Below are 20,302 nucleotides of genomic sequence, written 5' to 3'. Positions count from 1 at the left end.
ACCGCTGCTCGACGGGGAACACCGACGAGGAGTATCTGACGATCAAGAACTACTCGCGGTCGACGACCGTGAACCTCAAGGGGTACGTCGTCAAGGACGCGGCGGGGAACAGGTTCACCTTCACCGCGAGCCACACCCTCCAGCCGGGTGACTACGTGAAGCTGCGCGGCGGCAACGGCACCGACTCCGACGCCCGGAACGTCGTGTACCGCGACAACTGCAACTTCATGTGGAACAACGACAAGGACACGATCTACGTGTACAAGCCGTCCGGCAGCCGTGCCGACGTGCACTCGTACACCGGGAGCGGCTCCGACGGGGACGGCAACGGGTACATCACGTACCACGGCTGACCCGTCACCGAACCGGCAAAGGGCGCAGCCAGCGGTCCAGGTAGGCCCACAGGTCGGTCAGGTCGGTACCACGTGCCACGTAACCCACGTAGCCGTCGGGTCGTACGAGGGCGTGAGCGATGCCCGGCCAAGGACTGTCCGCTCCCAGGTGGTGAACGCTCACCAGGCCGTGAGTGAGCGGGGCCGGTGTCCAGTGGTGCGCGGGGCCGGCGAGCAGGAGGTGGTAGCCCGGCCCGGAGGTTCGCCGTTGCAGTCCGGCCGGCCGGTCGGGGAGCCGGTCCCCTGCTCGTGGTCCCGCTGACGGCCGGTGCGGTCCGGTACTGGAGGCGGGACTTCGGCGGTAGTGGATGCCGAGTTCGGAGACCGTGCGGAAGAGCCGCGCGCGCAGGCCGGTGGTGCGCAGGAGCAGGGGCGCGAAGCGTGGGGCGAGGTGGCTGCGGGCCAGCCGTAGGGCCGGGTGGTTGTTCGTGCCGACCGTGAACGCACGGTCGGTGAGGCGCCGAACACCGTGACCGACGGGAGCCCGCTCCGCCTCGTACGTCTCCAGCAGGTCCTCCGGCGCCGCGCCACGGCAGACGTGGGCGAGTTTCCAGCCCAGGTTCAGCGCGTCCTGGATGCCGGTGTTCATGCCCTGGCCCCCGGCCGGGCTGTGGATGTGCGCCGCGTCGCCGGCCAGGAAGAACGGGCCCTTCCGGTACTGGGTGGCGCCGCGGTTGTGGAGCCGGAAGGAGGTCATCCAGACCGGGTCGCGCAGGGTCAGCCGGTCGGTCGCCCAGTCGTCGGCGAGCCGCTGAAGCAGTGTCAGTGTCACCTCCTCGGCCGGAGCGCCCGGCGGGTGCATCGCGATCATCCGCCAGGTGGCCGGGGTGCCGAGCGGGAAGAAGAACAGCAGTCCGTCCGCGGTCATGAAGGTGTGCGCGGCTCCCGGCTCCAGCCCGTCGACCTCCAGATCGGCCAGCAGGAACGTCTGCGGATAGGAGTACCCCTGGAACCCGATGCCGGCCTGGGTGCGCACGGTGCTGTGGGCTCCGTCGCAGCCGACGACGTAGCGGGCCCGTACGGTTTCCTCGCCACCGTCCCGATGCCGCAGCCGGCAGGTGACGATTCCATCCCTCGGCTCGGCGCTCAGCAGCTCCGTGCCTCGCTCCACCGTCACGGACCGCTCGGCCAGACGCTCAGCCAGGACCGCCTCCGTCTCCGACTGCGGGAGGAAGAGGAGAAAGGGGTAGGGCGAGTCGTCACAGCCGACGTCGAACACCGGTACGTGAAGGACGCGGCCGCGCAGATGCAGCTGGAGCCGGACCGCCGTGCTGCCCCGGTCGACCAGGTCGTCGGTCACACCCGGGCCGGCCAGCATCTCCAGGGTTCGGGGCTGGATGGCCGGGGCGCGTGACTCCTGTGCACGGTCCAGCGATCGGTCGACGATCCGGAACGGGGTGTCGTACGCGCGCAGTTGGGTCGCGAGGGCGAGTCCGGTGGGACCCGCGCCGACGACCAGGACGTCCAGGGGTGCCGTCATGACATCCACCGTAGACGCGGCCGTACGGCCTGCCGGGGCCCTCCGCGACGTGTCCGCGGCGGAGGGCTCCCGTCCGGTGGCGGGGGTTCAGACCTCCAGGTCGGCCTCGATCCGGCGGAGCTGGTGGCGGGCCATCGCCAGGTTGGACCGGCTCCCGTCGAGCACGAGGTAGAGGAACAGCCCGCTGCCGCCGCGTCCCTTGAGCAGCCGGATGAGGTGGTACTGGGAGTTCAGGGTGATCAGGATGTCCTCGATCTCCTCCTTCAGGCCGAGGAGTTCCATGGTGCGCAGCTTGGCCCGCACGACGTCGGTGTTGCCGGCCGCGGCGACTTCGAGATTGAAGTCCTTGGTGCCGCCGAGGGTGCCGAGGGCCATGCCGCTGGTGTAGTCGACCAGTGCCGCGGCCGTCGCTCCTTCGATGGAGCTCAGGCATTCCTTCAGTGCGGTCTCCGTGTTCGCCATGGGTCGGTTCCTTTCGTTCGGTGTTCTTCGGTCGGTCCGTAGGTTCAGGTGGTTCAGGTGGTTCAGGTGCCGGTCTGCGGGCGCGGCTGATGGGTGGGCCGCTGCGGGGTGCGTACCGGGAGGGTGCCGATGGGACGAGCCGTGGCCGGGAGCGCCGTGGCGCGGTGTTCGGCGGGCTCGGGCGCGGGCCGGTCGGCGTGGCGGCCGGTGCCGGGGCCGACGCGCGTGGCCACGAGGTCCGCGATCCGGCCGCCGCTGCGCCGGCCCTCCAGGTGCAGGCGGCCGACGTTGACGCGGTCTTCGGCGAGGAGGGTGAGGACGGCGGTGGTGCCGGCCGCGTACGTGGCGACGTAGCCCCCTGCGCCTCGCACCAGCAGTTCGCGGAAGTCGCCGCGGCCGGCCGCGTCGGTCAGGCGGTAGGCGACGCCGAGGGCGGCGGCGGTGAGGGCCGCGAGTCCCTCGGGCTCGGTCTCCGGTACGTCGTGGGCGAGGACGAGTCCGTCGACGGTGGCCGCGAGGGAGCCCGTGAGCCGGGGTACGCGGGTGCGGAGCCGACGCAGTTCGTCCAGGACGTCGGTCTCGAAGGCCATGAGCAGTCTCCTTTCGGCACGCTGTAGTCGCGCGCGGATAACAGTGCCTCCAAGGCGTGCAGGAACAGTAGCAGCAGTGCGGTGTCGGGCTCGTCCGGGACCACCGGACGAGGGGCGGGGCCCGGCTCGGCGGACGCGGTGGCGGGGGCGGGGGCTGGGGTGGGGGTTACGGGGACGACCAGCCCGGCGGCGGCCAGGCGGCGGAGTTCGACCAGGGTGTGGAAGGTGCGGCAGGCGAGGGCACCGGCGATCTGGGCGGCGGTGCGGACGCCGTCGACCTGGGCGAGGGTGCGGCCGCGGCGGGCCGGCAGGTCCACGGTGTCCCGCCGCACCCGGGCGAGCGGGGCGAGGTCGATGGTGGGCTCGGGCCATATGCGGTGCAGCAGTTCGCGGCGGCGTCTCGACTCGCGCAGGACGGTGTCCACCGGTACGGAACGAACCGCGCCGAGCCAGTGCGTGACGCCGGGGCGGAAGCGGAGCGCCGGTCCGTCGTGGGCGAGGACGAAGTACGCCGCGTCGAAGAGGGCGCCCAGGTGGCACAGTTCCAGCGCGCCGGTGGTGAGTTGGCCGCTGTCCACCAGCTGCCGCCCGACGCGGCAGCCGCGTCCGGCCTCGTCGATCGCCTGCCACCAGCCGTCCGCGGCGAGCGCGCCGCTGTGGGTGAGCAGGTCGCCGAGGTCGGCTGTGACGGCGGACTCGACGTGGACGACGTGTCCCGCGGAGAGGTAGAAGATCCCCCACTCGGTGGACAGGGCGCCGCTCGCGCGCTCCGCGGCGAGGGTCCCCAGCAGGACCGAGGCCGGTTCGTCCGTGCGTGGGGTCATGGCCGACGCGATCATCCGAGCACCAGTCTGTCCGCCATCTCGGCCAGCCGGATGCGGGCCAGGGCGAGGTTGCCCTCACCGCGGTCGAGCCATAAGTGCAGGAACACCGTGCTGTCGAACGTCGTGGCGACGAACCGGAGCAGATGGTACGAGTCGGCGTTCGTGATGATCAGGTCCTGTACGGGTGGTTCCTTGCCGGACGGTCCGCCCGGATCGTCGCCGGCCGGGGCGAGCGCGCCGCTCTCCGTGGCGAGGCGGGCGAGCTCGGCGGTCTCGGCGGCCGTGGCCTCCGCGTCTCCACCCGGTGCGTCGCCCACCGCGCCCAAGGCCAGACCACTGATCCAGTCGACCACCGACGCCCCTCGCGCACCAGGCAGCCGCATGGCTTCCAGCAGACTCTCGTCAATTCCGGGCACGCCGAATCCCCTCCCCCTGCACGGCCGTTCCCGCGAACGTGAGCACGACACTACGGAATGTGCTCGCCGCAGGTGAACGCTTTGGCATTTTCCAAAGGAATGTGCAGTGGAGTGAACAGAGGGGCATGTGGGATCGATCCGAAGCGAGCAGGAGTCGTCCCGCCGCGATCCGGGACTCTCGATCAGTGGCTTGAGCTGGGCTTCAGCGAGTCGAACCTCAGCTGCTGGTGCGGGCGGCGTAGCCTCGTCGACGATCTGATCTGCGCCTTTCACCGCCGGCGAGGGACTGGGGCCGGGCGGGGCGAAGCGAACGCCGCGGCGAGCCGGTCGTGGAGGGATGCCGCACAGCGGTGGGGGTCGCGGCGTGGTGTGATCGTGTAGATGCCGCGGGTCGGGGGGTCGACGAGTCTCACCGTGGTGACGTCGCTCCGCAGCGCGCACGTCAGCACCCCCGGTATCAGCGCGATGGCATGGCCGGTCGCGACCAGGGCCAGCTTGCCGGGCAGATCAGCCGCGCTGAGGTCGATGCGCACGCTGACTCCGGCGCGGGCGGCGTGCTGGCGCAGGAGGGCAGCCGAGCCGTCGTTGTCCTCGACCCAGGTCTGGTCGGCCAGCGCCTGAATGTCCACCGGACCGCTCCCGGCCAGCGGGTGCCCGACGGGCAGGACGACGACCATGTCGTCCAGACCGAGGAACCGTCGTTCCAGCCGCGGGTCCTGGGGCAGCCCCGGTGGTGCGTCGGTGACGACGGCGATGTCGATATCGCCGTCGATCACGCGCTGGTGCAGTTGCGCACTGAGTCCGGGGACCAGGCTCCAACGGATGGATCCGACCTGCTTCAACAGGTCGCGGACGGCCTCGGGGACGATCCCGGAGGCCAGAGAGGGCGCGGCACCGACGGCCAGCGGCCGGCTGAACGCCCCGTCGCGAGCGTCCCGTGCGGCGCGGACGGCGCGGTCGGCCTCGTTGAGTGTGGCCAGGGCGTGGTGCCGGAACACCTCGCCGGCAGACGTAGGACGCACACCGCGTGCATGGCGCTCCAGCAGCGATACGCCGAGCTGCCGCTCCAGCCCGGCGATCTGCCGGGAGACGGCCGATTGCGTGTGGTTGAGCTCGGCGGCCGCCGCCGACAGCGACCCGAGACGGCACACGGTCACGAAGGTCCGCCACACAGTCAGATCCATCGCGCCAGTATGCCCGGCAGGCATGCGTGTCTCGCAGGGCTGACCTGCGAAATCTGCGCTTGTCGCAGCCGTCGCGGTGCACCACTCTGGCGCACATGACCCCACCACACACGCCACGAACCGTCGCCGTCCTCGGCTTGGGGCGCATGGGCTCCGCGCTTGCGGCCCGACTCGCCGCCCATGGCTGGGACGTGGTCGGCTGGACACGCTCGGGGCGTACATCAGGCACCGTCAAGGTGACCGACGATCCGGGTGCCGCTGTGGCCAGGGCCGACCTCGTACTTCTGTCACTGTTCGACGGGCCTGCCTGCCGACAGGTCCTCGGCGAGGTCCGCGACTCGCTGCGCACGGACACGATCGTCCTGAACACCGGCACCATCGCTCCCGCCGAGGCGTCGGAACTGGCCCGGCGGCTCGGCCCGGCCTATGTCCACGCGCCCGTCCTCGGCTCTGTGCCGGCCGTCGCTGCCGGCACCCTGGAGATCCTTGCCGCCGCCGACCAGGAGATGCTCGACAGGGTCCGGCCGGTTCTGGAAACGCTGGGCACCGTCCGGCGGGTCGACGACGCCTCCACCGCCGCCGCGCTCAAGCTGATCGCCAACAACAGCCTCGCCGGAGCCGTCCTCGCGCTGCGTGACTCACTGCGGCAGGGCGACGCGCTCGGCCTGCCCCGTGCCCAGGTGCTGGACGTCCTCGAACTCGCCCCGCTCGGGACGCTCGTGGCCCGGAAACGGCCCTTCCTGAGCGACCAACCGGCCGCGTGTACAGCCGAATTCACCATCGGTGCGCTGGTCAAGGACATGGCACTGCTGGCCGCCGCGTCGAACATCCCCCTGCGCAGCGCGGCCGGGCTGGTCGGCACCCTCGCCGGTCCTGAGGCCGACATCGCCGTCGCCGCCACGGTCCCCGCCGTAGCGGGCACCGTGCTCGAACCGCTCCGCGCCTACATCCGCGGGCACGCCACCGGCGACCCCGCACACTTCCGCGCCGCCTTCCTGCCCAGCGCCCACATCGAGGGCATCCGAGACGGCGCTTTCGTCTCGTGGCGCCTGGACGAGTACTGCGCCCTCTTCCACGGCCGGCCGGCCCCGGACGAACCGACCCGTTCCCGCCGTATCGACGTCACCGACGTCCACGGCACCGTCGCGACCGCCACCATGACGCTCTCGCACGGCGCGGACACGTTCACCGACGTCTTCCTGCTGGTCCGCGTCGACGCCGGCTGGCGCATCGCCAACAAGGCCTATCACCGTCACTCCTGAGAGAGCGGGAGACGATCCTTGTCGGGTCGGCCCGGCAGAGCGTAGGAATCGGTCCGGCGCGACCCGTCGGATGTCATGCCTGGACGGTGGGGCGAACGTTGATCTCGCCGATCTCGACGTCGCCGGGCTGCTCGATGGCGAAGGCCACCGCGCGGGCGACCGCCGCCGGTGGGATTCCCATCGCGTCCATGGTCCTGCGCGTCAGTTCACGGACGTCCGGTTCCGCCATGGAGTCGGCGAGGTCGGTGCGGACGTAGCCCGGGGAGATGGCTGTCGTGCGCACCACCCCGTCGGTGGACTCCGTGCGCAATCCCTCGTGGACGGTACGCACCGCGTTCTTGGTCGCGGCGTAGACGGCCATCGAGGGGGACACGGTCAGACCGGCCACGGAGACGATGCTCACCAGGTGGCCCGACCCCTGCGCGCGAAAGGCGGGCAGCGCGGCGGCGACACCGTTGAGCATGCCGCGGAGGTTGACATCGATCATGGCTGCCCAGCCTTCGGTGTCGAGGTCCGCCAGCGGGCTGATCGGGGCGATGCCGGCGTTGTTCACCAGTACGTCGATACGGCCGTACTCGTCGACGGTGGTGGCCACCAGGCGCCGCACGTCCTCGGACTTGGTGACGTCGACGACGCACGCGGCAGCACGGCCCCCCTCCTCCCGGATGCCCCGCGCTATCGCGTCGATGCGCTCGCCGCGACGCGCTGAAAGGACGACCGCGGCGCCGCGCCGGGCGAGCAGACGGGCCGTGGCCTCCCCGATGCCGCCGCTCGCTCCGGTGATGGCGACGATCTTGCCGTGCAGAGAGAGCATCACTGCCTCCAAGTAAAGTGGACACGTGTCCGCCGAGGGGTTCCACCCTACCGGACACGTGTCCGTTTGTAAGGAGCACACCATCAGGAGAGGCCGATGAGTTCGCCATCACGCCGTCCGGACGCGGCGGGGAACCGGGCCCGCATCGTGGAGGCCGCCCGGGCAGCCCTCGCCGAGTCGAGCCGCGTCCACCTGAACGAGATCGCCAAGCGCGCCGGCGTGGGACAGGGAACGCTCTACCGGAACTTCCCCAACCGTGAAGCGCTCCTCGCCGAGGTCTACCGGCTCGACGTCGACGAACTCGTGGCCGCCGCCTCGACATTGCTGACGGAACACGAGGCTGTGGACGCCTTGCGCCACTGGCTCGACCGACTGATCGACTACGCCGAGATCAAGCGCGGAGTCCTGGCAGCACTGGAGCCGGCAGCGTGGCAGGACCTTGTCGCCCACAGCCGCAACCCCATCGAGGGCGCCCTCGCTCGTCTGCTGGACGCCGGGAAGGCGGCCGGTTCCCTCCGCACGGACGTGGACGCCCACGGAGTCCTGCTGCTCATCGCCTACCTGGGCCGACTGGACCCGGACGAGTGGGAATCCAAGGCACGGCCCCTGATGAACGTCATCCTCGACGGCCTTCGCCGACGGGACACCGACAGGTGAGGCCGCAGGAAATGACGAGAGCGGCCTCGGCCTGACTCGTGCCGAGGTCGGCCGGAACGCCATCCGGCGAAGTGCCGTGCGAGCGTCTGCTCTAGTCTCTCGTGCATGGTGTGCCGCTTTTCGGCCTGCCAGGTGACTGAATCAGCCACGTACGCCGAGGTTGTCAGGAGGACCGTTGCACCACGATGAGCGGGCAGACCGGCCCGGAAGCCACGGCGAGCATCAGATCCAACGTGAACTGGGCACGGTCGACCGTGCCGACCGCTTCTACGACGAGCAGGTGCTGGACCGGCTCAACCCGCGGATGCGGGAATTCGTGTCCCGCCAGGAGATGTTCTTCCTCGCCACCGCGGACAGCCACGGCGAGTGCGACAGCACCTTCCGGGCCGGCCCGCCCGGATTTCTCCAGGTACTCGATGACGCGACCCTCGCATACCCGGAGTACCGCGGGAACGGCGTGATGGCCTCGCTCGGCAACATCCGGGAGAACCCACACATAGGCATGCTGATGATCGACTTCACGCAGGACCGCATCGGTCTGCATGTCAACGGCCGCGCACGACTGGTCACCGATGACACGATGCGCCACATGTTTCCAGACCTGCCGGTTGATCCGGTCCCCGGCCGGCGGCCCCACATGTGGGTGCGGGTCGAGGTCGAGGAGGCGTACATCCACTGCTCGAAGCACATACCGAGACTTGTCCGGGCGCCGCTCCGGCAGAACCCCGGCAGGACGGACCTGCCCACCGCCGACGGCGAGCGAGCCTGGGGCACGGACGACGTCAAACGCAAGGGCGGCGACTACTTCGGAGCGGCGTCCGAGGATCGCGGCCTGGCCCCCCGCTGAAGCCGGACCTCGGGTGTGAGAGTCCAGGCACAGGAAAGGTTCGCGGAACAACGACTCGCCATCAGGGCAGGAGAGGAATGCTGAACGAGAAGACTTTCAGCACCCAGGACGTCCTCGCGTCGGACCGGCTCGACCGCTGGCGGGACCATGTCTCCCGGACCTATGTGCCGGCCGAGGTCGACAGTGATCACGAGGTGGACTTCGCAGCGTCGCAGCGCGTCCTGGCCCTGGGGGCCGTGCAACTGTGGACGATGGAACACCCTCCGATGACCTTGAAGCGGACTCGGAAGCTGATCCGACGCTCCGATCCCGGGCTCTACCACCTCTCGCTCCCCTTACACGGGACCATGAGGCTCTCCGGCTCCGACCGCGAGGCGCATCACGAACCGTACGACCTGGTTCTCCACGACACCTCACGACCGCACCGCATGCGGGCGATCGCCGGCCACGGCGATGGCACCGTCCTCGGAACCGGGCTCTTCATCCCCCGGAAAGTGCTGCCACTGCCGGAGAACGCCGTGGACGGCCTGCTCATGCGGCGGCTGCCGGGACGTGAGGGCGTCGGTGCGTTACTCGTTCAGTTCCTCACCCAAGTCGCCCGGGATTCCGGCTCCTACCGGCCCGCCGACGGACCCCGCCTTGGGACCGTGGCGGTGGACCTCCTCTCCGCGCTGTTCGCCCACGTCCTCGACGCCGACAAGTCACTCCCCCCGGAAACCCACCGGCAGACCCTCGTACTGCGCATACGGGGCTTCGTTCAGCAGCATCTGCACGACCCGCACCTGACCCCGCGCACCATCGCCGCCGCGCACCACATCTCCACCAGCTACCTGCACCGCCTCTTCCAGGACGAAGACGACACGGTTGCCGCCTGGATCCGCGCCCAGCGTCTGGAACGCGCCCGCCGCGACCTCGCCGACCCCACGATGCGTACCATCCCCATCCACGCCATCGCATCCCGCTGGGGCTTCCCCAGGGCCGCCGACTTCACTCGCGCGTTCCGCACCGCTTTCGGCGTCCCACCGAGGGACTACCGTCACGAGTCCGTTCAGTTCAGCCCGGTCCGTGGCGATCGACGGCGGCCCGCACCCGATTGAGCCCCTCGACTCTCCAGTGGTCCCGGTCGGGCATCTGGTCGTCCCGGCGCCAGCGCCAGGCCGAGAAGAGCGCCCAGTTCAGGGCGCGGCACCGGTGCATCAGGGCGAGGTCGGCCCCCGCACAGTGCTCTGCCACGTCTTCGGGCGCATGGGCGAGGTCGAACTCGATCGGCCCACGGCAGCAGGTGGCGAGGTCCACGAAGAGCGGTCCCCTCCTGGTGTTCAGGAGGTTGCCCGGGTGCGGCTCGCCGTGCAGGAGCTGCTCGCCGGCACTGCCGGCGCTGATCGCGGTGCTCAGAACACCGAGTGTGTCACTGAGGAACTTCCGGTCGGAATCGGACAACTCGGGGGAGCGCTCCCGGTCGTTCACCTCTCTCAGTGCCACGGCGACTCGATCGGTGAAATGCGGTGCGTCCAGATCGATCCGGCGCAGGGCGGCGTGGTGGCGCATGAACACGTCCGCGTAGTCGGCCGGCGCGATCTCCGAGCCCACAGGTTCGTAGTAGGTCCAGAGCGATACGGCGAAGGCACCACGGACATGGACGCGAGGGGCGACTCGCGGGTCGAGCTCAGCCACCGGGGCGTCGACGCCGGCGAGACGGTGAGCGACCTCCACCTCGAACTCGGAATCGGCCAGATGCCGCGAAGGCGCGACCCGAGCCAGGACGTCACAAGGGATCAGGCGCAGCGCGACGCGGTCCGAGTTGTGGATGACGACCACGTCGTCGACCTGAAGTCCCAGCTCCGAAGCGGTCGCCCGTCCTGCCTCGACCGCGCGTCGGAGTTCCAACGGCTCCACCCGGCGCCCTCCCTCACTGCTCAGTCCCTACGTGGTTCGGTATGCCCGTAGAAAGGTCCGCACGCCCTCGACGACGAGTGGCCGGACGCGGGGGTCCTCCGCGGCGTTCGCGGAACCGAGCCTGTCCAGTGCGACGCCGAAGGTCAGCGCGATGAACTGGTCGGCCGCGAGCCGGGGGTCGGGGACGTGGAGCAGCCCGGCCTCGGCGAAGGCGGCGAACCGCTCGGCCAGCGCCTCGTCGGGGGTGTCGGCCATGGAGTTGTAGCCCCGGTGGGGCAGGTGGCCCGATTCCGCCCGGACCAGTCGTTGCAGCGTCGCGTACTCCGCGGAGCCGAGCATGTCGGTCGCGATGCGCATCGAGAACGTGACCAGGGCGTCCTCGAGTTCGCCGGCCTCGGTGAGGTCGGTGAGGGTGTCGTCGAGGGTGCGCCGGATCGTGGTGATCAGTGATTGGCCGACGGCGTCGACGACTGCCTGCAGCAGCGTCTTCTTGTCGCCGAAGTAGTCGTAGACCGTTCGCTTGGACACCTCTGCCCGGGCGGCGACGGCGTCGACGCTGGACCGGTCGAAGCCGTCGGTGAGGAACAGTTCACGGGCCGCGGAGAGGATGGCGGCCCGCTTCCGCGTGGACCCCTCGCGCAGTGTCTTCGTCGTCGGCATGGGCTCATCCTAACCTTTCTACACTGCACGGTGTAGTGTAGTTTGACGCTCACGACCGGCCCGTTCCCTGCCCGGCAATGACGGAAGGACGTCCATGACCACAACCCTGGCTCCCCCGGTTCGCATCGGGACAGCCGCTGTCGGGGCCCTCGGCATGCTGGCGGTCGCCACCGGTGCCTTGGAGTCGGTGGTGACGCCGACGCTCCCGCTCCTGCAGCGCGAACTGGACATGAGCCCCGCCGAAGGGGCGTTACTCAGCATCGTGCTCCTCATCACCGGTGCGCTCGTCACGCCGGTCGCGGGCAAGTTAGGCGACCGCTACGGCGGAAAACGGGTCCTGATCCGGCTGATGGCGGTGGTCTGTGCCGGCGGTCTGGTGTCCGCCCTCGCACCGAACCTGCCCGTGCTCCTGCTCGGGCAGGTACTGCAAGGGGCGATGGTGGGCGCGCTGCCCCTGTCGTTCATCCTGGTGCGCCGTCACCTCCCGGCGGGAGAGTCGAAGGTGGCCATCGGGGTGGTCAGCGGGTTGTTCGTGGGGGGCGGGATGGCGGGGACCCTGTCGGCCGGGCCCGTGGCTGAAGGGCTGTCCCGGCACTGGATGTTCGCGCTGCCGACGATCGCGGTCATCGGGGCCACCGTGCTGGTGAACAGGCTGATGCCGCATGATCCGCCGGGCCGGCCGGACGACGCCGGTATCGACTGGCCCGGCCTGGTTCTCCTGAGCGGGACGCTGGTCACGCTCATGCTCGCGCTCGCGCTGGCGCCCGACATCGCCTCGCAGCCGCTCGCGTTCGGCGCTCTCGTCGTGGTTCTGGCCGCTTTCGTGACCGGATGGACGGCCGTTGAGCGTCGTGCGGCCTCGCCGATGGTCGATCTGCGCATGCTGGCACGGCCCGCGATGTGGAAGTCGTGCGTGCTGACGTTCGTGATCTGCGTCGGTACCTCGTTGGCGGTCTATCTCGTCCCGCAGCTCTTCGCGGTGTCCGGCGACGGGTACGGTTTCGGGGCCGGCGCCACCGAGATCGGCTTCTTCCTGCTGCCCGGCGCGGTGGCCGCGTCACTGGCCGGGCCGATCAGCGGGATCGGGGCGCGGCGTTTCGGCTCGCGTGCCGTGGTCACCACCGGGATCTTCCTCATGGCCGCCGCCCTGACCGCGCTGGCGGCCGTGCACACCGAGGTCTGGCACCTCGTCATCGGCAAGGCGATGATCTCGCTCGCGGCCGGCCTGTGCGTCACGGCGATGGTGACCAACACCGCCATGTCCGTCGACCAAGGTGACACCGGCATCGCCACCAGCCTGGTCCTGGTGACCCGCGTGATCGGCTACGCCGTGGGTGCGCAGGTCGGTGGTGCGCTCCTCACCGCCAAAACCCCCTCCGGTTCGGACGTCCCGGCCGAATCCGCCTTCGTCACCGGTTTCGTCATCGCCGGCGCCGTCACGGCGCTGTCCCTGCTTGTCGCCCGCACCATGAGCAAAGGAGTCAAGGCATGACCCGCACAGGTCTGTTGAGGCGCACGGTCCTGATATCCGGGGCCGGCGTCGCCGGGCCCGCCCTCGCGTTCTGGCTGAACCGCCACGGATTCGCCGTCACGGTGGTCGAGAAGGCGGGCGCACCACGTGGCGGTGGTTACCCCGTCGACGTGCGCGGCACCGCGCTCGAGGTCGTCCGCAGGATGGGGGTCCTCCCGCGGTTGCGGGAGGCGCACATCGACCTGCGCCGGCTGACCTTCCTCGACGGGGACGGCAGCGAGGTGGCCTCGGTCGACCCGCACGCCGTCACCGGCGGTGTCGCGGGGCGGGACCTGGAGGTGCGGCGCGGGGATCTGACCGCCGCCCTCCACACGGCGGTCCGTGACGACGTGGAGTTCTTGTTCAACGACTCCATCGACACTCTCGACCAGTCCGGCCACGGGGTCGACGTCACCTTCCGCGGAGGCGGCAGGCGTACGTTCGACATGGTGTTCGGTGCGGACGGTCTGCACTCGCGTACCCGCGAGTTGCTGTTCGGTCCCGAGGGGCAGTTCCACCGCTACCTCGGCTACTGCTTCGCCGGGTTCACCATGCGCAACACCTTCGGGCTCTCCCGCGAGACCGTGATGTGGAACGACCCGGGCAGGGCGGCGGCACTCTACGCCGTGGGCGACAACGACGACGTGCACGCCCTCCTGAACTTCGCCCACCCGAACCCGCCGTTCGAGGCGTTCCGGAACCCGGAAGCCCAACGGGACCTGGTCGCCGAGGTCTTCGCCGACGCCGGATGGGAGGTACCGGGCATGCTGGCCGCCCTGCGCGACGCGGACGACCTGTTCTTCGACGGGGTCAGCCAGATCCGCATGCCCCGCTGGTCCGGCGGCAGGGTCGCGCTGGTGGGCGACGCGGCGTACGCGCCGTCGTTCCTCACCGGCCAGGGCACCAGTCTCGCGCTCGTCGGCGCGTACATGCTCGCCGGCTCCCTGGCCGGCCGTGACCACGCCGCGGGCTTCGCCGCCTACGAGCACGGCACCCGCGGGTTCGTGACCCTGAAGCAGGATCAGGTCGGCAAGGGCGATGCCGCACTCTTCCCGACCACCGCCCGGGCCCTGGAGCGGCGCAACGACATGCTGCGCAATCTCAGGGCCATGCCCTCCGCTAAGCGGCGGCCGGCCCATTCGGCACTCACCCTGCCCGAATTCACGCCCCTGACATGAGCCCTCGCCACGGCCCGCACGGACACGATGGGCCGGGCACGACCTAGCGCCGCAGCAGGCAACGTTCGCGCCCCTCCGGCATCAGCCAAGCCTCCGCGTCCCGGAGGATCCGCGCGGCGTCGAAGCCGTCGTACTCCAGGAGGACCGACCTCATCGTGCCTCTCCCCCGGTACTCGTCCATGATCGTGACGTGTTCCGGCAGGCGTACGAACCCTGCCAGAGCCCGTCGCCCGGTCCACACCGAGACCGATCCGCAGCGCCGGGCTGTGGGCATGACCCACAACCACATCCCGACCGCTCCGTCGAGATGCGGCCAGTGGCGCCGTAGCGCGAAGCCCCGACGCGCGATGCCGGGCAGGGCCCGGTAGGTCTCGCTGGTGAAGTCGGTGACGCTGACGATCAGCGGACCGCTCCGGTGATCGCGCAGGGCGCTGCCGGCGTCGTTCGCGGCGCCGCCGTCCGGGGCGTCACCGGCCGGACCCGGGCTCCAACTGCTCCTCAGCACGGCCGCTGCGTCCAGGACGGGTCGCGGCCGAGCAGGGCGAGCAGGCGGTGGCCCGGCGGGGCGTCGTCGGGAACGGCGGTCCGCCGGCGGAACGCGGCACCGGCGCCGCGGCCTTCGTCCGGGACCTGGGCGGCGACGCGCAGGGCGGCGGTGGTGAGTTCGGCGTTGGGCTCCCACGGGGCGCCGATCGTCACCGCGACGTCCCAGGCGTGTGCCACGTAGTCGAGCATGTGGAAGCCGATCGCGATCCGTCCGGGGACAGTGAAGCCCTCGCCGATCTCCGGCAGCGCGAACTTCCGCTCCAGCACGCCGTCCTCCGCGAACGCGGCGGTGAGCTCGTCCGCCGATGTCTCGTACGCCGCGGCGGGGTCATCGCCGAGATCGCCGCCGTGCCATACGGCCCACGGTTCACCCGCACCGCGCGCGGAGGCGGCGAACCCCCGGTTCTGGCTGACCAGATGGCGGAGCAGGCCGTACAGGGTCCAGTCCGCGCACGGCGTCGCCCGTCCCAGGTGATCGGTCTTCACCCGGGAGACCGCCTCCCCGGCCAGCGACAGCGCCTGGCGGTCCAGTCGTCGTATGTCCATGTCGGGAGCGTAGGATCACACAGCGGTTCAGCTCCAGAGCCAATATGTCGTCAGTTGATTGAGCCAATCGCGGGCCCGAAGCCGCCGACAGCCGAGTCGATATCAGATAGCTGAGACGGGAAGCCGACATGGACGTGCACGTCAGGCTCGACGGGAAGCGCGACCTGTCCGGCCAGATCTACCGCCAGTTGCGTGCCGCGATCCACGACGGGCTGCTGCGGCCCGGCGATCCGCTGCCCCCGACACGCGAACTGAGCCGCCGTCTCGCGGTGGCCCGCAACACCGTCGGCGTGGCCTACGAACGGCTCGTCGCCGAGGGGTACGCGGACAGCAGGATCGGCTCCGGGACCCGTGTGCGCGCGACGGGCCTGCCCGCCCGCGGGGCCACGACCGACACCGGCACCACCGGCCCGGGACTGCGCCCGCGCGCCTTGTGGGCGGGCCTGTCCCCCTGGGCGTCCCCGGAGACCACGGGAGCGACCACGGCGGCCCACGACTTCCGGGTCGGCCTGCCGGACGCCCGGCTCTTCCCCTACGACGCCTGGCGCCCCTTGATCGCCCGGGAAATGCGCCTCTCGGCGACCGGTGGCGTCGGATACGGCGATCCGGCCGGCCACGCCGGGCTGCGGTCCGCACTCGCCCGGCACCTCGGACTCTCGCGCGGCGTGCGGACCCGCCCGGACGACGTGCTGGTGACCACCGGCACGCAGCAGGCCCTCGACCTCATCGGACGGGTGCTGCTCGAACCGGGCGACCGGGTGGCCGTCGAGGAACCCGGCTACCCGCCGGCCCGGCTGCCGTTCCTGGCGCAGGGCGCCGACGTCACGGGCGTACCGGTGGACGCCGAGGGCCTGCTGGTGGACGCCATCCCGCCGGACACCCGTGCCGTGTACGTCACCCCCGCCCACCAGTTCCCGCTCGGCATGCCGATGTCCCTGCGGCGCAGAACGGCGCTGTTGCGATGGGCTCGACGGCACGGCGCGGCGGTGATCGAGGACGACTACGACAGCGAGTTCCGGTTCGGCGGGCGGCCGGTCGAGACGCTGCAGAGCCTGGACCGGGACGGACACGTCATCTACGTGGGGTCGTTCTCCAAGGTGATGCTGCCCTCCCTGCGCGTCGGTTACCTGGTGGCGCCCGCCACGCTGCGCACAGCACTGCGCACCGCGAAGTACACCGCCGACTGGCACACGGCGGTCCCCACGCAGGCGGCGCTCGCCCGCTTCGTCGACGACGGGTTGCTGGCCCGGCACATCCGCCGGATGCAGCACACGTACGCGGCCCGGCACCGATCGGTCACCGGCTTGCTCACCGACCACTTCGCGGACCGCACCGAACTGGTGCCGTCCGCCGCGGGCCTGCACGTGACCGCGTTCACCCGGGGCCGCCTCGCCGAACCGGGCGCCGTCGCGGACCTGGCCGGCCGGGCCCGGGCATCCGGCGTGGCGGTCTACACCCTGGCGGAGGTCGCCGCGAACCGCTCCGCACGTGCGGGTTTCGTCTTCGGCTACGGCTCGATCAGCGCCCCGGACATCGAGCCGGGTCTGTTCCGCGTATTCGGCCCGCCTCAGGACCTCTGACGCGTCTCGGGACGCGTGGCGGCCGCGGGCTCCCGGAGTGCGTGTGCTTCGGCGAGGAGGAGGTAGGCGGCCGCGGTCCAGGTGTAGGCGCGGTCGCGCAGGCCCTGGCCGGTGAGGGCGTCGAAGTTCTCGGCGAAGCCGTGCGTTTCGCACAGGGCCCGGAAGCGTGTGCTGATCTCGTCCGCGAGGCGGTGGTGGCCGCAGCGGCGCAGTCCGTCCTCGATGAGGACGGTGGCGGGTGCCCAGATCGGGCCGCGCCAGTAGCCGTCCGGGCGGTAGTGGGGTGAGGCGGGGAGTTCGGTGGCCAGTCCGTGCGGGGTCAGATGGGTCTCGATGCGGGCGGCGAGTCGGGCGGAGACGTTTTCGGGCAGGTGCTCGCCGAGCACGATCGGCATGAGGTCCAGCAGGCTGGAAGTGCTCCAGGTCTGCGAGGTGTCGACGCCCCGGGCGACGAACCGTTCTCCGGTCCACAGTTCGTCGAGCATCGCGGCCTGGGTGGACTCGGCGGTGCGGGTCCAGTGGCGTGCCTCGTCGGTGAGTCCCAGTTCGGCGGCGAGGACGGCGAGTTCGTGGAGTTGCAGGGTGAGGAACGAGGCCAGATCGGCGGTGACGATCACGCGTTCGGGGTCGAAGGTGGTGGCGTTGTCCCAGCCGCTGTCGTTGCCGTGCTGGTAGTGGGGCAGGGCGGCGCCGGGTGCGCGACGCGAGGTGAGCCAGAAGTCCGTCCAGCGTTCGAGCCTGCGGTAGATCTCGACGAGTTCCGCCCGGCCCTCGGGGTTCGCGAGTCTTCGGCGCAGGTGCCCGAGAGCCCAGCCGTGAACGGGGGGTTTGACGAAGTTGTAGAGGACCTCCGAGTGGGTCACCGAGTCGGGCAGGGCCCCGCTCTCGTCCTGGTGGTCGAAGGGCAGCGAGAACTGGTCCCATGCCAGCGCGGGCGCTCCGGGAGCCAGGGCGAGGGCGTTGAAGCAGTGGTCCCAGCTCCAGACCTTGTCCATCCAGTGCTTGGACATCAGCACCGCGGGCCGGGTGACCAGGGCTGCGGGGCGGACCGTCGCCGACCACAGCACGTATGCGGCGAGTTCGGCGGCCGGCGTGGCGGTCGAGCGCCAGGGGGCGACCGCGTCGGCGAAGGCGGCGAAGCCGCGCTCCGCGGCCTTCACCACCTCACCGAAGGTCTGCGCGCGGGCGTAGGGGCGCCGTGCGCTGTCCAGTTCCTCGACCGCCACCTCCCAGGCCGCGCCGGCCTCCGCGGTGATCGCGAGGGCACGGTCGCCGCTGCCGAGGGCCTGGCGGCCGGACACCTCGGCAAGGGTGCCGGACAGCACGGTGATCCGGTAACGCCGGCCGGTCTCGTACGAGGTGAAGACGTGCGCGCCGGCAACCGGGTCGTGGTGGAAATAGGTACCCGTGAAGGGAGTGAGGGCTGCCGCGGCGGCGGAGATGCGCAGCCCCAGCCCCTCACCCCGGAGGCGCACGGTGTCCGGTGACTCGTAGGCGCAGCCGATGTTCCCGCCCTGGTGGGTCCATCTGAGCAGGCTCGGCGTCGTCTCGACGCGGGTCTCGGCCCGTTCGCCCGTCGCCGGGTCGAGGGGCACGAGGCGCAGGACGGCGTGCATGCCGTTCTGGTGGGAGACCAGGTGGAGGTCGTCGGCGTACGTCTTCTCCGCCACCACCGGCGAGAGGTCGAACCAGGAGCCGTGCGTGCTGAACGGGATGTCGTGGACGGCGAAGGCCGGGCCGGATCGGGCGGCGGTCATCTAGGAGCACTCGTTTCTTGGGCAGGGGTGGTCGGCTGGGCGGCGAGCGGCTCAGTCCTTGACGGCTCCGGCCGTCACGCCGGCGGCGACGTAGCGCTGGGCGAGGACGAGGATCACCGTGGCGGGCAGCGAGGCCACGACGGCGGTCGCCATGATGGCGTTCCACTCCTGGTTGTTGTTGCCGATGTAGTGGTAGATGCCGAGCGTGATCGGCTCGTGGGCGCCGCCGCCCGCGAGGGTGCTGGCGAAGACGAAGTCCGACCAGGACCACAGGAACGCGAACAGCGACACCGTGACGACGGCGTTGCGGCTCATCGGCAGCACGACGGACCAGAAGGTGCGCAGGGCCCTCGCTCCGTCCATCTGCGCGGCCTGGAGCAGTTCGCCGGGGATGCCGGACATGAACGCGGTGAAGATCAGCACCGCGAAGGGGACGGCCAGGGTGGAGTCGGCGACGATCAGGCCGGGCACGGACTGGAGCAGGCCGAGCTGGAGGTAGATGGCGTAGAAGCCCATCGCCATGATGATGCCGGGGATCATCTGCGCCACCAGCAGCAGGAAGCCGAGCACCCCGCCACCGCGCGGACGGAGTTTCGCCAGCGCGTAGCCCGCGGGAGCGGCCAGCGCCACCGTCAGCACGACCGTGCCCAGCCCGATGACCAGGCTCGTGGCGAGGTAGGGCAGTTGCTGGTCGAGTACGGCGCGGTAGCCGTCCAGGGTGCCGTGGACGGGGAACCAGTCGGGCGGCGACTTGCGCATGTCCTGGTCCCGCGTGAAGGACACGTTGAGCATCCAGTAGACCGGGAAGAGCATGATCGCGGTCAGCAGCACCCCGACGGCCGTCTTCCACCAGGAGCGGCCGGTGCGTGGGGTCATGACAGTGCCTGCTTTCGCTGGACCCTCAGGTACACCAGTCCGAAGACCAGCGCCGCGGCGACGAGCAGGTTGCCGACGGCCGCGCCGGGGCCGAAAGCGGGCAGCAGGTTGCCGAAGCCGAGCCGGTAGGACCAGGTGGCGAAGGTGGTGGAGGAGTCCGCCGGGCCGCCCTTGGTCATGATCCAGATGATGTCGAAGACCTTGAGCGTGTAGACCAGGCCCAGCAGCAGGGTGACGGCGGAGACCGGGCGCAGCAGCGGGAAGGTGATGCGCCAGAAGCGCTGCCACGCGTTCGCCCCGTCGAGGGCGGCCGCCTCGTACAGACTGCGGGGTACCGACTGCAGGCCGCTGTGGAGCAGGACCAGGTTGAAGGGGACGCCGATCCAGATGTTGGCGACGATCACGGAGGTCAGCGACCAGGAGGGGGAGGTCAGCCAGTTCACCGGGTCGACGCCGAAGGCGTGCAGTGCGGCGTTGACGACACCGGAGTCGCTGTTGAGCATCCACGACCAGGTGGAGGCCGACACGATCAGCGGCAGCAGCCAGGGCACCAGGAACAGGGCCCGCAGGGTGGCCGACAGCCGGAAGTGCTGGTTGAAGAAGACCGCGAGGGCCAGACCGATGACGTACTGGAAGGCCAGGCACACGGCGGTGAACACGGCCGTGTGTGTCAGGGCGGGCCCGAAGGCCGGGTCGTCGAAGACCTTCTGGTAGTTCTCCAGTCCCGTGAACGGCGCGTCGCCCTGGACGAAGGAGCGGACGGTGTAGTCGCGCAGGCTCAGGTCGAGGTTGCGGTAGAGCGGATAGGCGTAGAAGAGGGCGAGG

The 20,302-nt window shown here is 70.5% G+C and carries 21 protein-coding genes and 1 pseudogene; 8 read left to right on the top strand and 14 right to left on the bottom strand.

What is annotated here, in order from left to right; genetic code table 11:
• Positions 1 to 353, top strand: a 353-nt coding sequence (locus SSQG_RS36695) for a lamin tail domain-containing protein (RefSeq protein WP_003995061.1), incomplete at its 5' end; no start/stop codon positions are given.
• Between the two features lie 4 nt (positions 354 to 357).
• Here SSQG_RS36695 and SSQG_RS36690 read toward each other — a convergent pair.
• The 6 genes and pseudogenes from SSQG_RS36690 to SSQG_RS36665 form a co-directional block, all read right to left on the bottom strand.
• Positions 358 to 1,872, bottom strand: a complete 1,515-nt coding sequence (locus SSQG_RS36690; RefSeq protein WP_039934453.1) for an FAD-dependent monooxygenase — start codon at positions 1,870 to 1,872, stop codon at positions 358 to 360.
• An 87-nt stretch (positions 1,873 to 1,959) separates the two neighbouring features.
• On the bottom strand, positions 1,960 to 2,334 hold the full coding sequence (locus SSQG_RS36685) for a hypothetical protein (RefSeq protein WP_003995059.1): 375 nt from the start codon (positions 2,332 to 2,334) through the stop codon (positions 1,960 to 1,962).
• A gap of 62 nt (positions 2,335 to 2,396) precedes the next feature.
• Complete coding sequence (locus tag SSQG_RS36680) at positions 2,397 to 2,924, bottom strand: roadblock/LC7 domain-containing protein (protein ID WP_003995058.1); 528 nt, start codon at positions 2,922 to 2,924, stop codon at positions 2,397 to 2,399.
• Between the two features lie 41 nt (positions 2,925 to 2,965).
• Positions 2,966 to 3,763, bottom strand: a pseudogene (locus SSQG_RS36675) (hypothetical protein); the annotation flags it as partial.
• Positions 3,760 to 4,164: a hypothetical protein gene (locus SSQG_RS36670; RefSeq protein ID WP_003995056.1), complete on the bottom strand. Its 405-nt coding sequence runs from the start codon at positions 4,162 to 4,164 to the stop codon at positions 3,760 to 3,762. The pseudogene SSQG_RS36675 and the gene SSQG_RS36670, both read right to left, overlap by 4 nt.
• 269 nt (positions 4,165 to 4,433) lie before the next feature.
• Positions 4,434 to 5,348, bottom strand: a complete 915-nt coding sequence (locus SSQG_RS36665; protein ID WP_039934452.1) for a LysR family transcriptional regulator — start codon at positions 5,346 to 5,348, stop codon at positions 4,434 to 4,436.
• A 95-nt stretch (positions 5,349 to 5,443) separates the two neighbouring features.
• Here SSQG_RS36665 and SSQG_RS36660 point away from each other — a divergent pair, with 95 nt between their 5' ends.
• On the top strand, positions 5,444 to 6,610 hold the full coding sequence (locus SSQG_RS36660) for a nuclear transport factor 2 family protein (RefSeq protein ID WP_039934451.1): 1,167 nt from the start codon (positions 5,444 to 5,446) through the stop codon (positions 6,608 to 6,610).
• A 73-nt stretch (positions 6,611 to 6,683) separates the two neighbouring features.
• Here SSQG_RS36660 and SSQG_RS36655 read toward each other — a convergent pair whose 3' ends face one another.
• Positions 6,684 to 7,424 carry an SDR family oxidoreductase gene (locus SSQG_RS36655; protein WP_003995053.1) on the bottom strand — a complete coding sequence of 247 codons (741 nt, stop codon included), beginning with the start codon at positions 7,422 to 7,424 and terminating at the stop codon, positions 6,684 to 6,686.
• Positions 7,425 to 7,520: 96 nt separating this feature from the next.
• Here SSQG_RS36655 and SSQG_RS36650 point away from each other — a divergent pair, with 96 nt between their 5' ends.
• The 3 genes from SSQG_RS36650 (at position 7,521) to SSQG_RS36640 (ending at position 10,025) form a co-directional block, all read left to right on the top strand.
• A complete protein-coding gene (locus SSQG_RS36650) occupies positions 7,521 to 8,081 on the top strand; it encodes a TetR/AcrR family transcriptional regulator (protein WP_003995052.1) in 561 nt (186 codons plus the stop codon).
• 175 nt (positions 8,082 to 8,256) lie between these two features.
• On the top strand, positions 8,257 to 8,928 hold the full coding sequence (locus SSQG_RS36645; RefSeq protein WP_052310401.1) for a pyridoxamine 5'-phosphate oxidase family protein: 672 nt from the start codon (positions 8,257 to 8,259) through the stop codon (positions 8,926 to 8,928).
• 77 nt (positions 8,929 to 9,005) lie between these two features.
• The gene (locus SSQG_RS36640; protein WP_003995050.1) at positions 9,006 to 10,025 is read left to right on the top strand and encodes a helix-turn-helix domain-containing protein; all 1,020 of its coding nucleotides are present in this window, start codon (positions 9,006 to 9,008) and stop codon (positions 10,023 to 10,025) included.
• Here the strand turns inward: SSQG_RS36640 and SSQG_RS36635 are convergent.
• Both SSQG_RS36635 and SSQG_RS36630 read right to left on the bottom strand, forming a co-directional pair.
• On the bottom strand, positions 9,982 to 10,824 hold the full coding sequence (locus SSQG_RS36635; protein WP_003995049.1) for a phosphotransferase: 843 nt from the start codon (positions 10,822 to 10,824) through the stop codon (positions 9,982 to 9,984). The two genes, SSQG_RS36640 and SSQG_RS36635, sit on opposite strands and share 44 nt — an antisense overlap.
• Positions 10,825 to 10,851: 27 nt before the next feature.
• Complete coding sequence (locus tag SSQG_RS36630; RefSeq protein WP_003995048.1) at positions 10,852 to 11,484, bottom strand: TetR/AcrR family transcriptional regulator; 633 nt, start codon at positions 11,482 to 11,484, stop codon at positions 10,852 to 10,854.
• Positions 11,485 to 11,578: 94 nt separating this feature from the next.
• Here SSQG_RS36630 and SSQG_RS36625 point away from each other — a divergent pair, with 94 nt between their 5' ends.
• Positions 11,579 to 12,976: an MFS transporter gene (locus tag SSQG_RS36625; RefSeq protein WP_003995047.1), complete on the top strand. Its 1,398-nt coding sequence runs from the start codon at positions 11,579 to 11,581 to the stop codon at positions 12,974 to 12,976.
• Positions 12,973 to 14,172, top strand: a complete 1,200-nt coding sequence (locus SSQG_RS36620; protein WP_003995046.1) for an FAD-dependent monooxygenase — start codon at positions 12,973 to 12,975, stop codon at positions 14,170 to 14,172. Before SSQG_RS36625 ends, SSQG_RS36620 begins: the two co-directional genes overlap by 4 nt.
• Before the next feature lie 43 nt (positions 14,173 to 14,215).
• On the opposite strand, the gene SSQG_RS36615 is transcribed toward SSQG_RS36620, so the two are convergent.
• Positions 14,216 to 14,677, bottom strand: a complete 462-nt coding sequence (locus SSQG_RS36615) for a hypothetical protein (RefSeq protein ID WP_003995045.1) — start codon at positions 14,675 to 14,677, stop codon at positions 14,216 to 14,218.
• Positions 14,671 to 15,264, bottom strand: a complete 594-nt coding sequence (locus SSQG_RS36610) for a TIGR03086 family metal-binding protein (protein ID WP_003995044.1) — start codon at positions 15,262 to 15,264, stop codon at positions 14,671 to 14,673. The genes SSQG_RS36615 and SSQG_RS36610 overlap by 7 nt, the downstream gene beginning before the upstream one ends.
• Positions 15,265 to 15,392: 128 nt before the next feature.
• Here SSQG_RS36610 and SSQG_RS36605 point away from each other — a divergent pair, with 128 nt between their 5' ends.
• A complete protein-coding gene (locus SSQG_RS36605; RefSeq protein ID WP_003995043.1) occupies positions 15,393 to 16,844 on the top strand; it encodes a PLP-dependent aminotransferase family protein in 1,452 nt (483 codons plus the stop codon).
• Here SSQG_RS36605 and SSQG_RS36600 read toward each other — a convergent pair.
• The 3 genes from SSQG_RS36600 to SSQG_RS36590 all read right to left on the bottom strand — a co-directional run.
• Positions 16,832 to 18,601 carry an amylo-alpha-1,6-glucosidase gene (locus tag SSQG_RS36600; RefSeq protein ID WP_003995042.1) on the bottom strand — a complete coding sequence of 590 codons (1,770 nt, stop codon included), beginning with the start codon at positions 18,599 to 18,601 and terminating at the stop codon, positions 16,832 to 16,834. The two genes, SSQG_RS36605 and SSQG_RS36600, sit on opposite strands and share 13 nt — an antisense overlap.
• 51 nt (positions 18,602 to 18,652) lie before the next feature.
• Entirely contained in the window at positions 18,653 to 19,477 is an 825-nt protein-coding gene (locus SSQG_RS36595) for a carbohydrate ABC transporter permease (RefSeq protein ID WP_003995041.1), read from the bottom strand.
• Positions 19,474 to 20,302 (bottom strand): carbohydrate ABC transporter permease (locus SSQG_RS36590; protein WP_003995040.1); only part of this gene is annotated, 829 nt, incomplete at its 5' end. The genes SSQG_RS36590 and SSQG_RS36595, both read right to left, overlap by 4 nt.

The sequence above is a fragment of the Streptomyces viridochromogenes DSM 40736 genome (assembly GCF_000158955.1).
GTDB classification, from domain to species: Bacteria; Actinomycetota; Actinomycetes; order Streptomycetales; family Streptomycetaceae; genus Streptomyces; species Streptomyces venetus.
The sequence above is the reverse complement of the archived record's forward strand: the minus strand, read 5'-3'. Positions and strand labels throughout refer to the sequence as shown.

What these genes read in the sequence shown, in the direction of transcription:
- SSQG_RS36650 (WP_003995052.1), top strand. Translation starts at nt 7,521, where the DNA reads ATGAGTTCGCCATCACGCCGTCCGGACGCGGCGGGGAACCGGGCCCGC.
- SSQG_RS36620 (WP_003995046.1), top strand. Translation starts at nt 12,973, where the DNA reads ATGACCCGCACAGGTCTGTTGAGGCGCACGGTCCTGATATCCGGGGCC.
- SSQG_RS36655 (WP_003995053.1), bottom strand. Translation starts at nt 7,424, where the DNA reads ATGCTCTCTCTGCACGGCAAGATCGTCGCCATCACCGGAGCGAGCGGC.
- SSQG_RS36665 (WP_039934452.1), bottom strand. Translation starts at nt 5,348, where the DNA reads ATGGATCTGACTGTGTGGCGGACCTTCGTGACCGTGTGCCGTCTCGGG.
- SSQG_RS36610 (WP_003995044.1), bottom strand. Translation starts at nt 15,264, where the DNA reads ATGGACATACGACGACTGGACCGCCAGGCGCTGTCGCTGGCCGGGGAG.
- SSQG_RS36600 (WP_003995042.1), bottom strand. Translation starts at nt 18,601, where the DNA reads ATGACCGCCGCCCGATCCGGCCCGGCCTTCGCCGTCCACGACATCCCG.
- SSQG_RS36595 (WP_003995041.1), bottom strand. Translation starts at nt 19,477, where the DNA reads ATGACCCCACGCACCGGCCGCTCCTGGTGGAAGACGGCCGTCGGGGTG.
- SSQG_RS36660 (WP_039934451.1), top strand. Translation starts at nt 5,444, where the DNA reads ATGACCCCACCACACACGCCACGAACCGTCGCCGTCCTCGGCTTGGGG.
- SSQG_RS36630 (WP_003995048.1), bottom strand. Translation starts at nt 11,484, where the DNA reads ATGCCGACGACGAAGACACTGCGCGAGGGGTCCACGCGGAAGCGGGCC.
- SSQG_RS36625 (WP_003995047.1), top strand. Translation starts at nt 11,579, where the DNA reads ATGACCACAACCCTGGCTCCCCCGGTTCGCATCGGGACAGCCGCTGTC.
- SSQG_RS36680 (WP_003995058.1), bottom strand. Translation starts at nt 2,924, where the DNA reads ATGGCCTTCGAGACCGACGTCCTGGACGAACTGCGTCGGCTCCGCACC.
- SSQG_RS36690 (WP_039934453.1), bottom strand. Translation starts at nt 1,872, where the DNA reads ATGACGGCACCCCTGGACGTCCTGGTCGTCGGCGCGGGTCCCACCGGA.
- SSQG_RS36640 (WP_003995050.1), top strand. Translation starts at nt 9,006, where the DNA reads ATGCTGAACGAGAAGACTTTCAGCACCCAGGACGTCCTCGCGTCGGAC.
- SSQG_RS36685 (WP_003995059.1), bottom strand. Translation starts at nt 2,334, where the DNA reads ATGGCGAACACGGAGACCGCACTGAAGGAATGCCTGAGCTCCATCGAA.
- SSQG_RS36605 (WP_003995043.1), top strand. Translation starts at nt 15,393, where the DNA reads ATGGACGTGCACGTCAGGCTCGACGGGAAGCGCGACCTGTCCGGCCAG.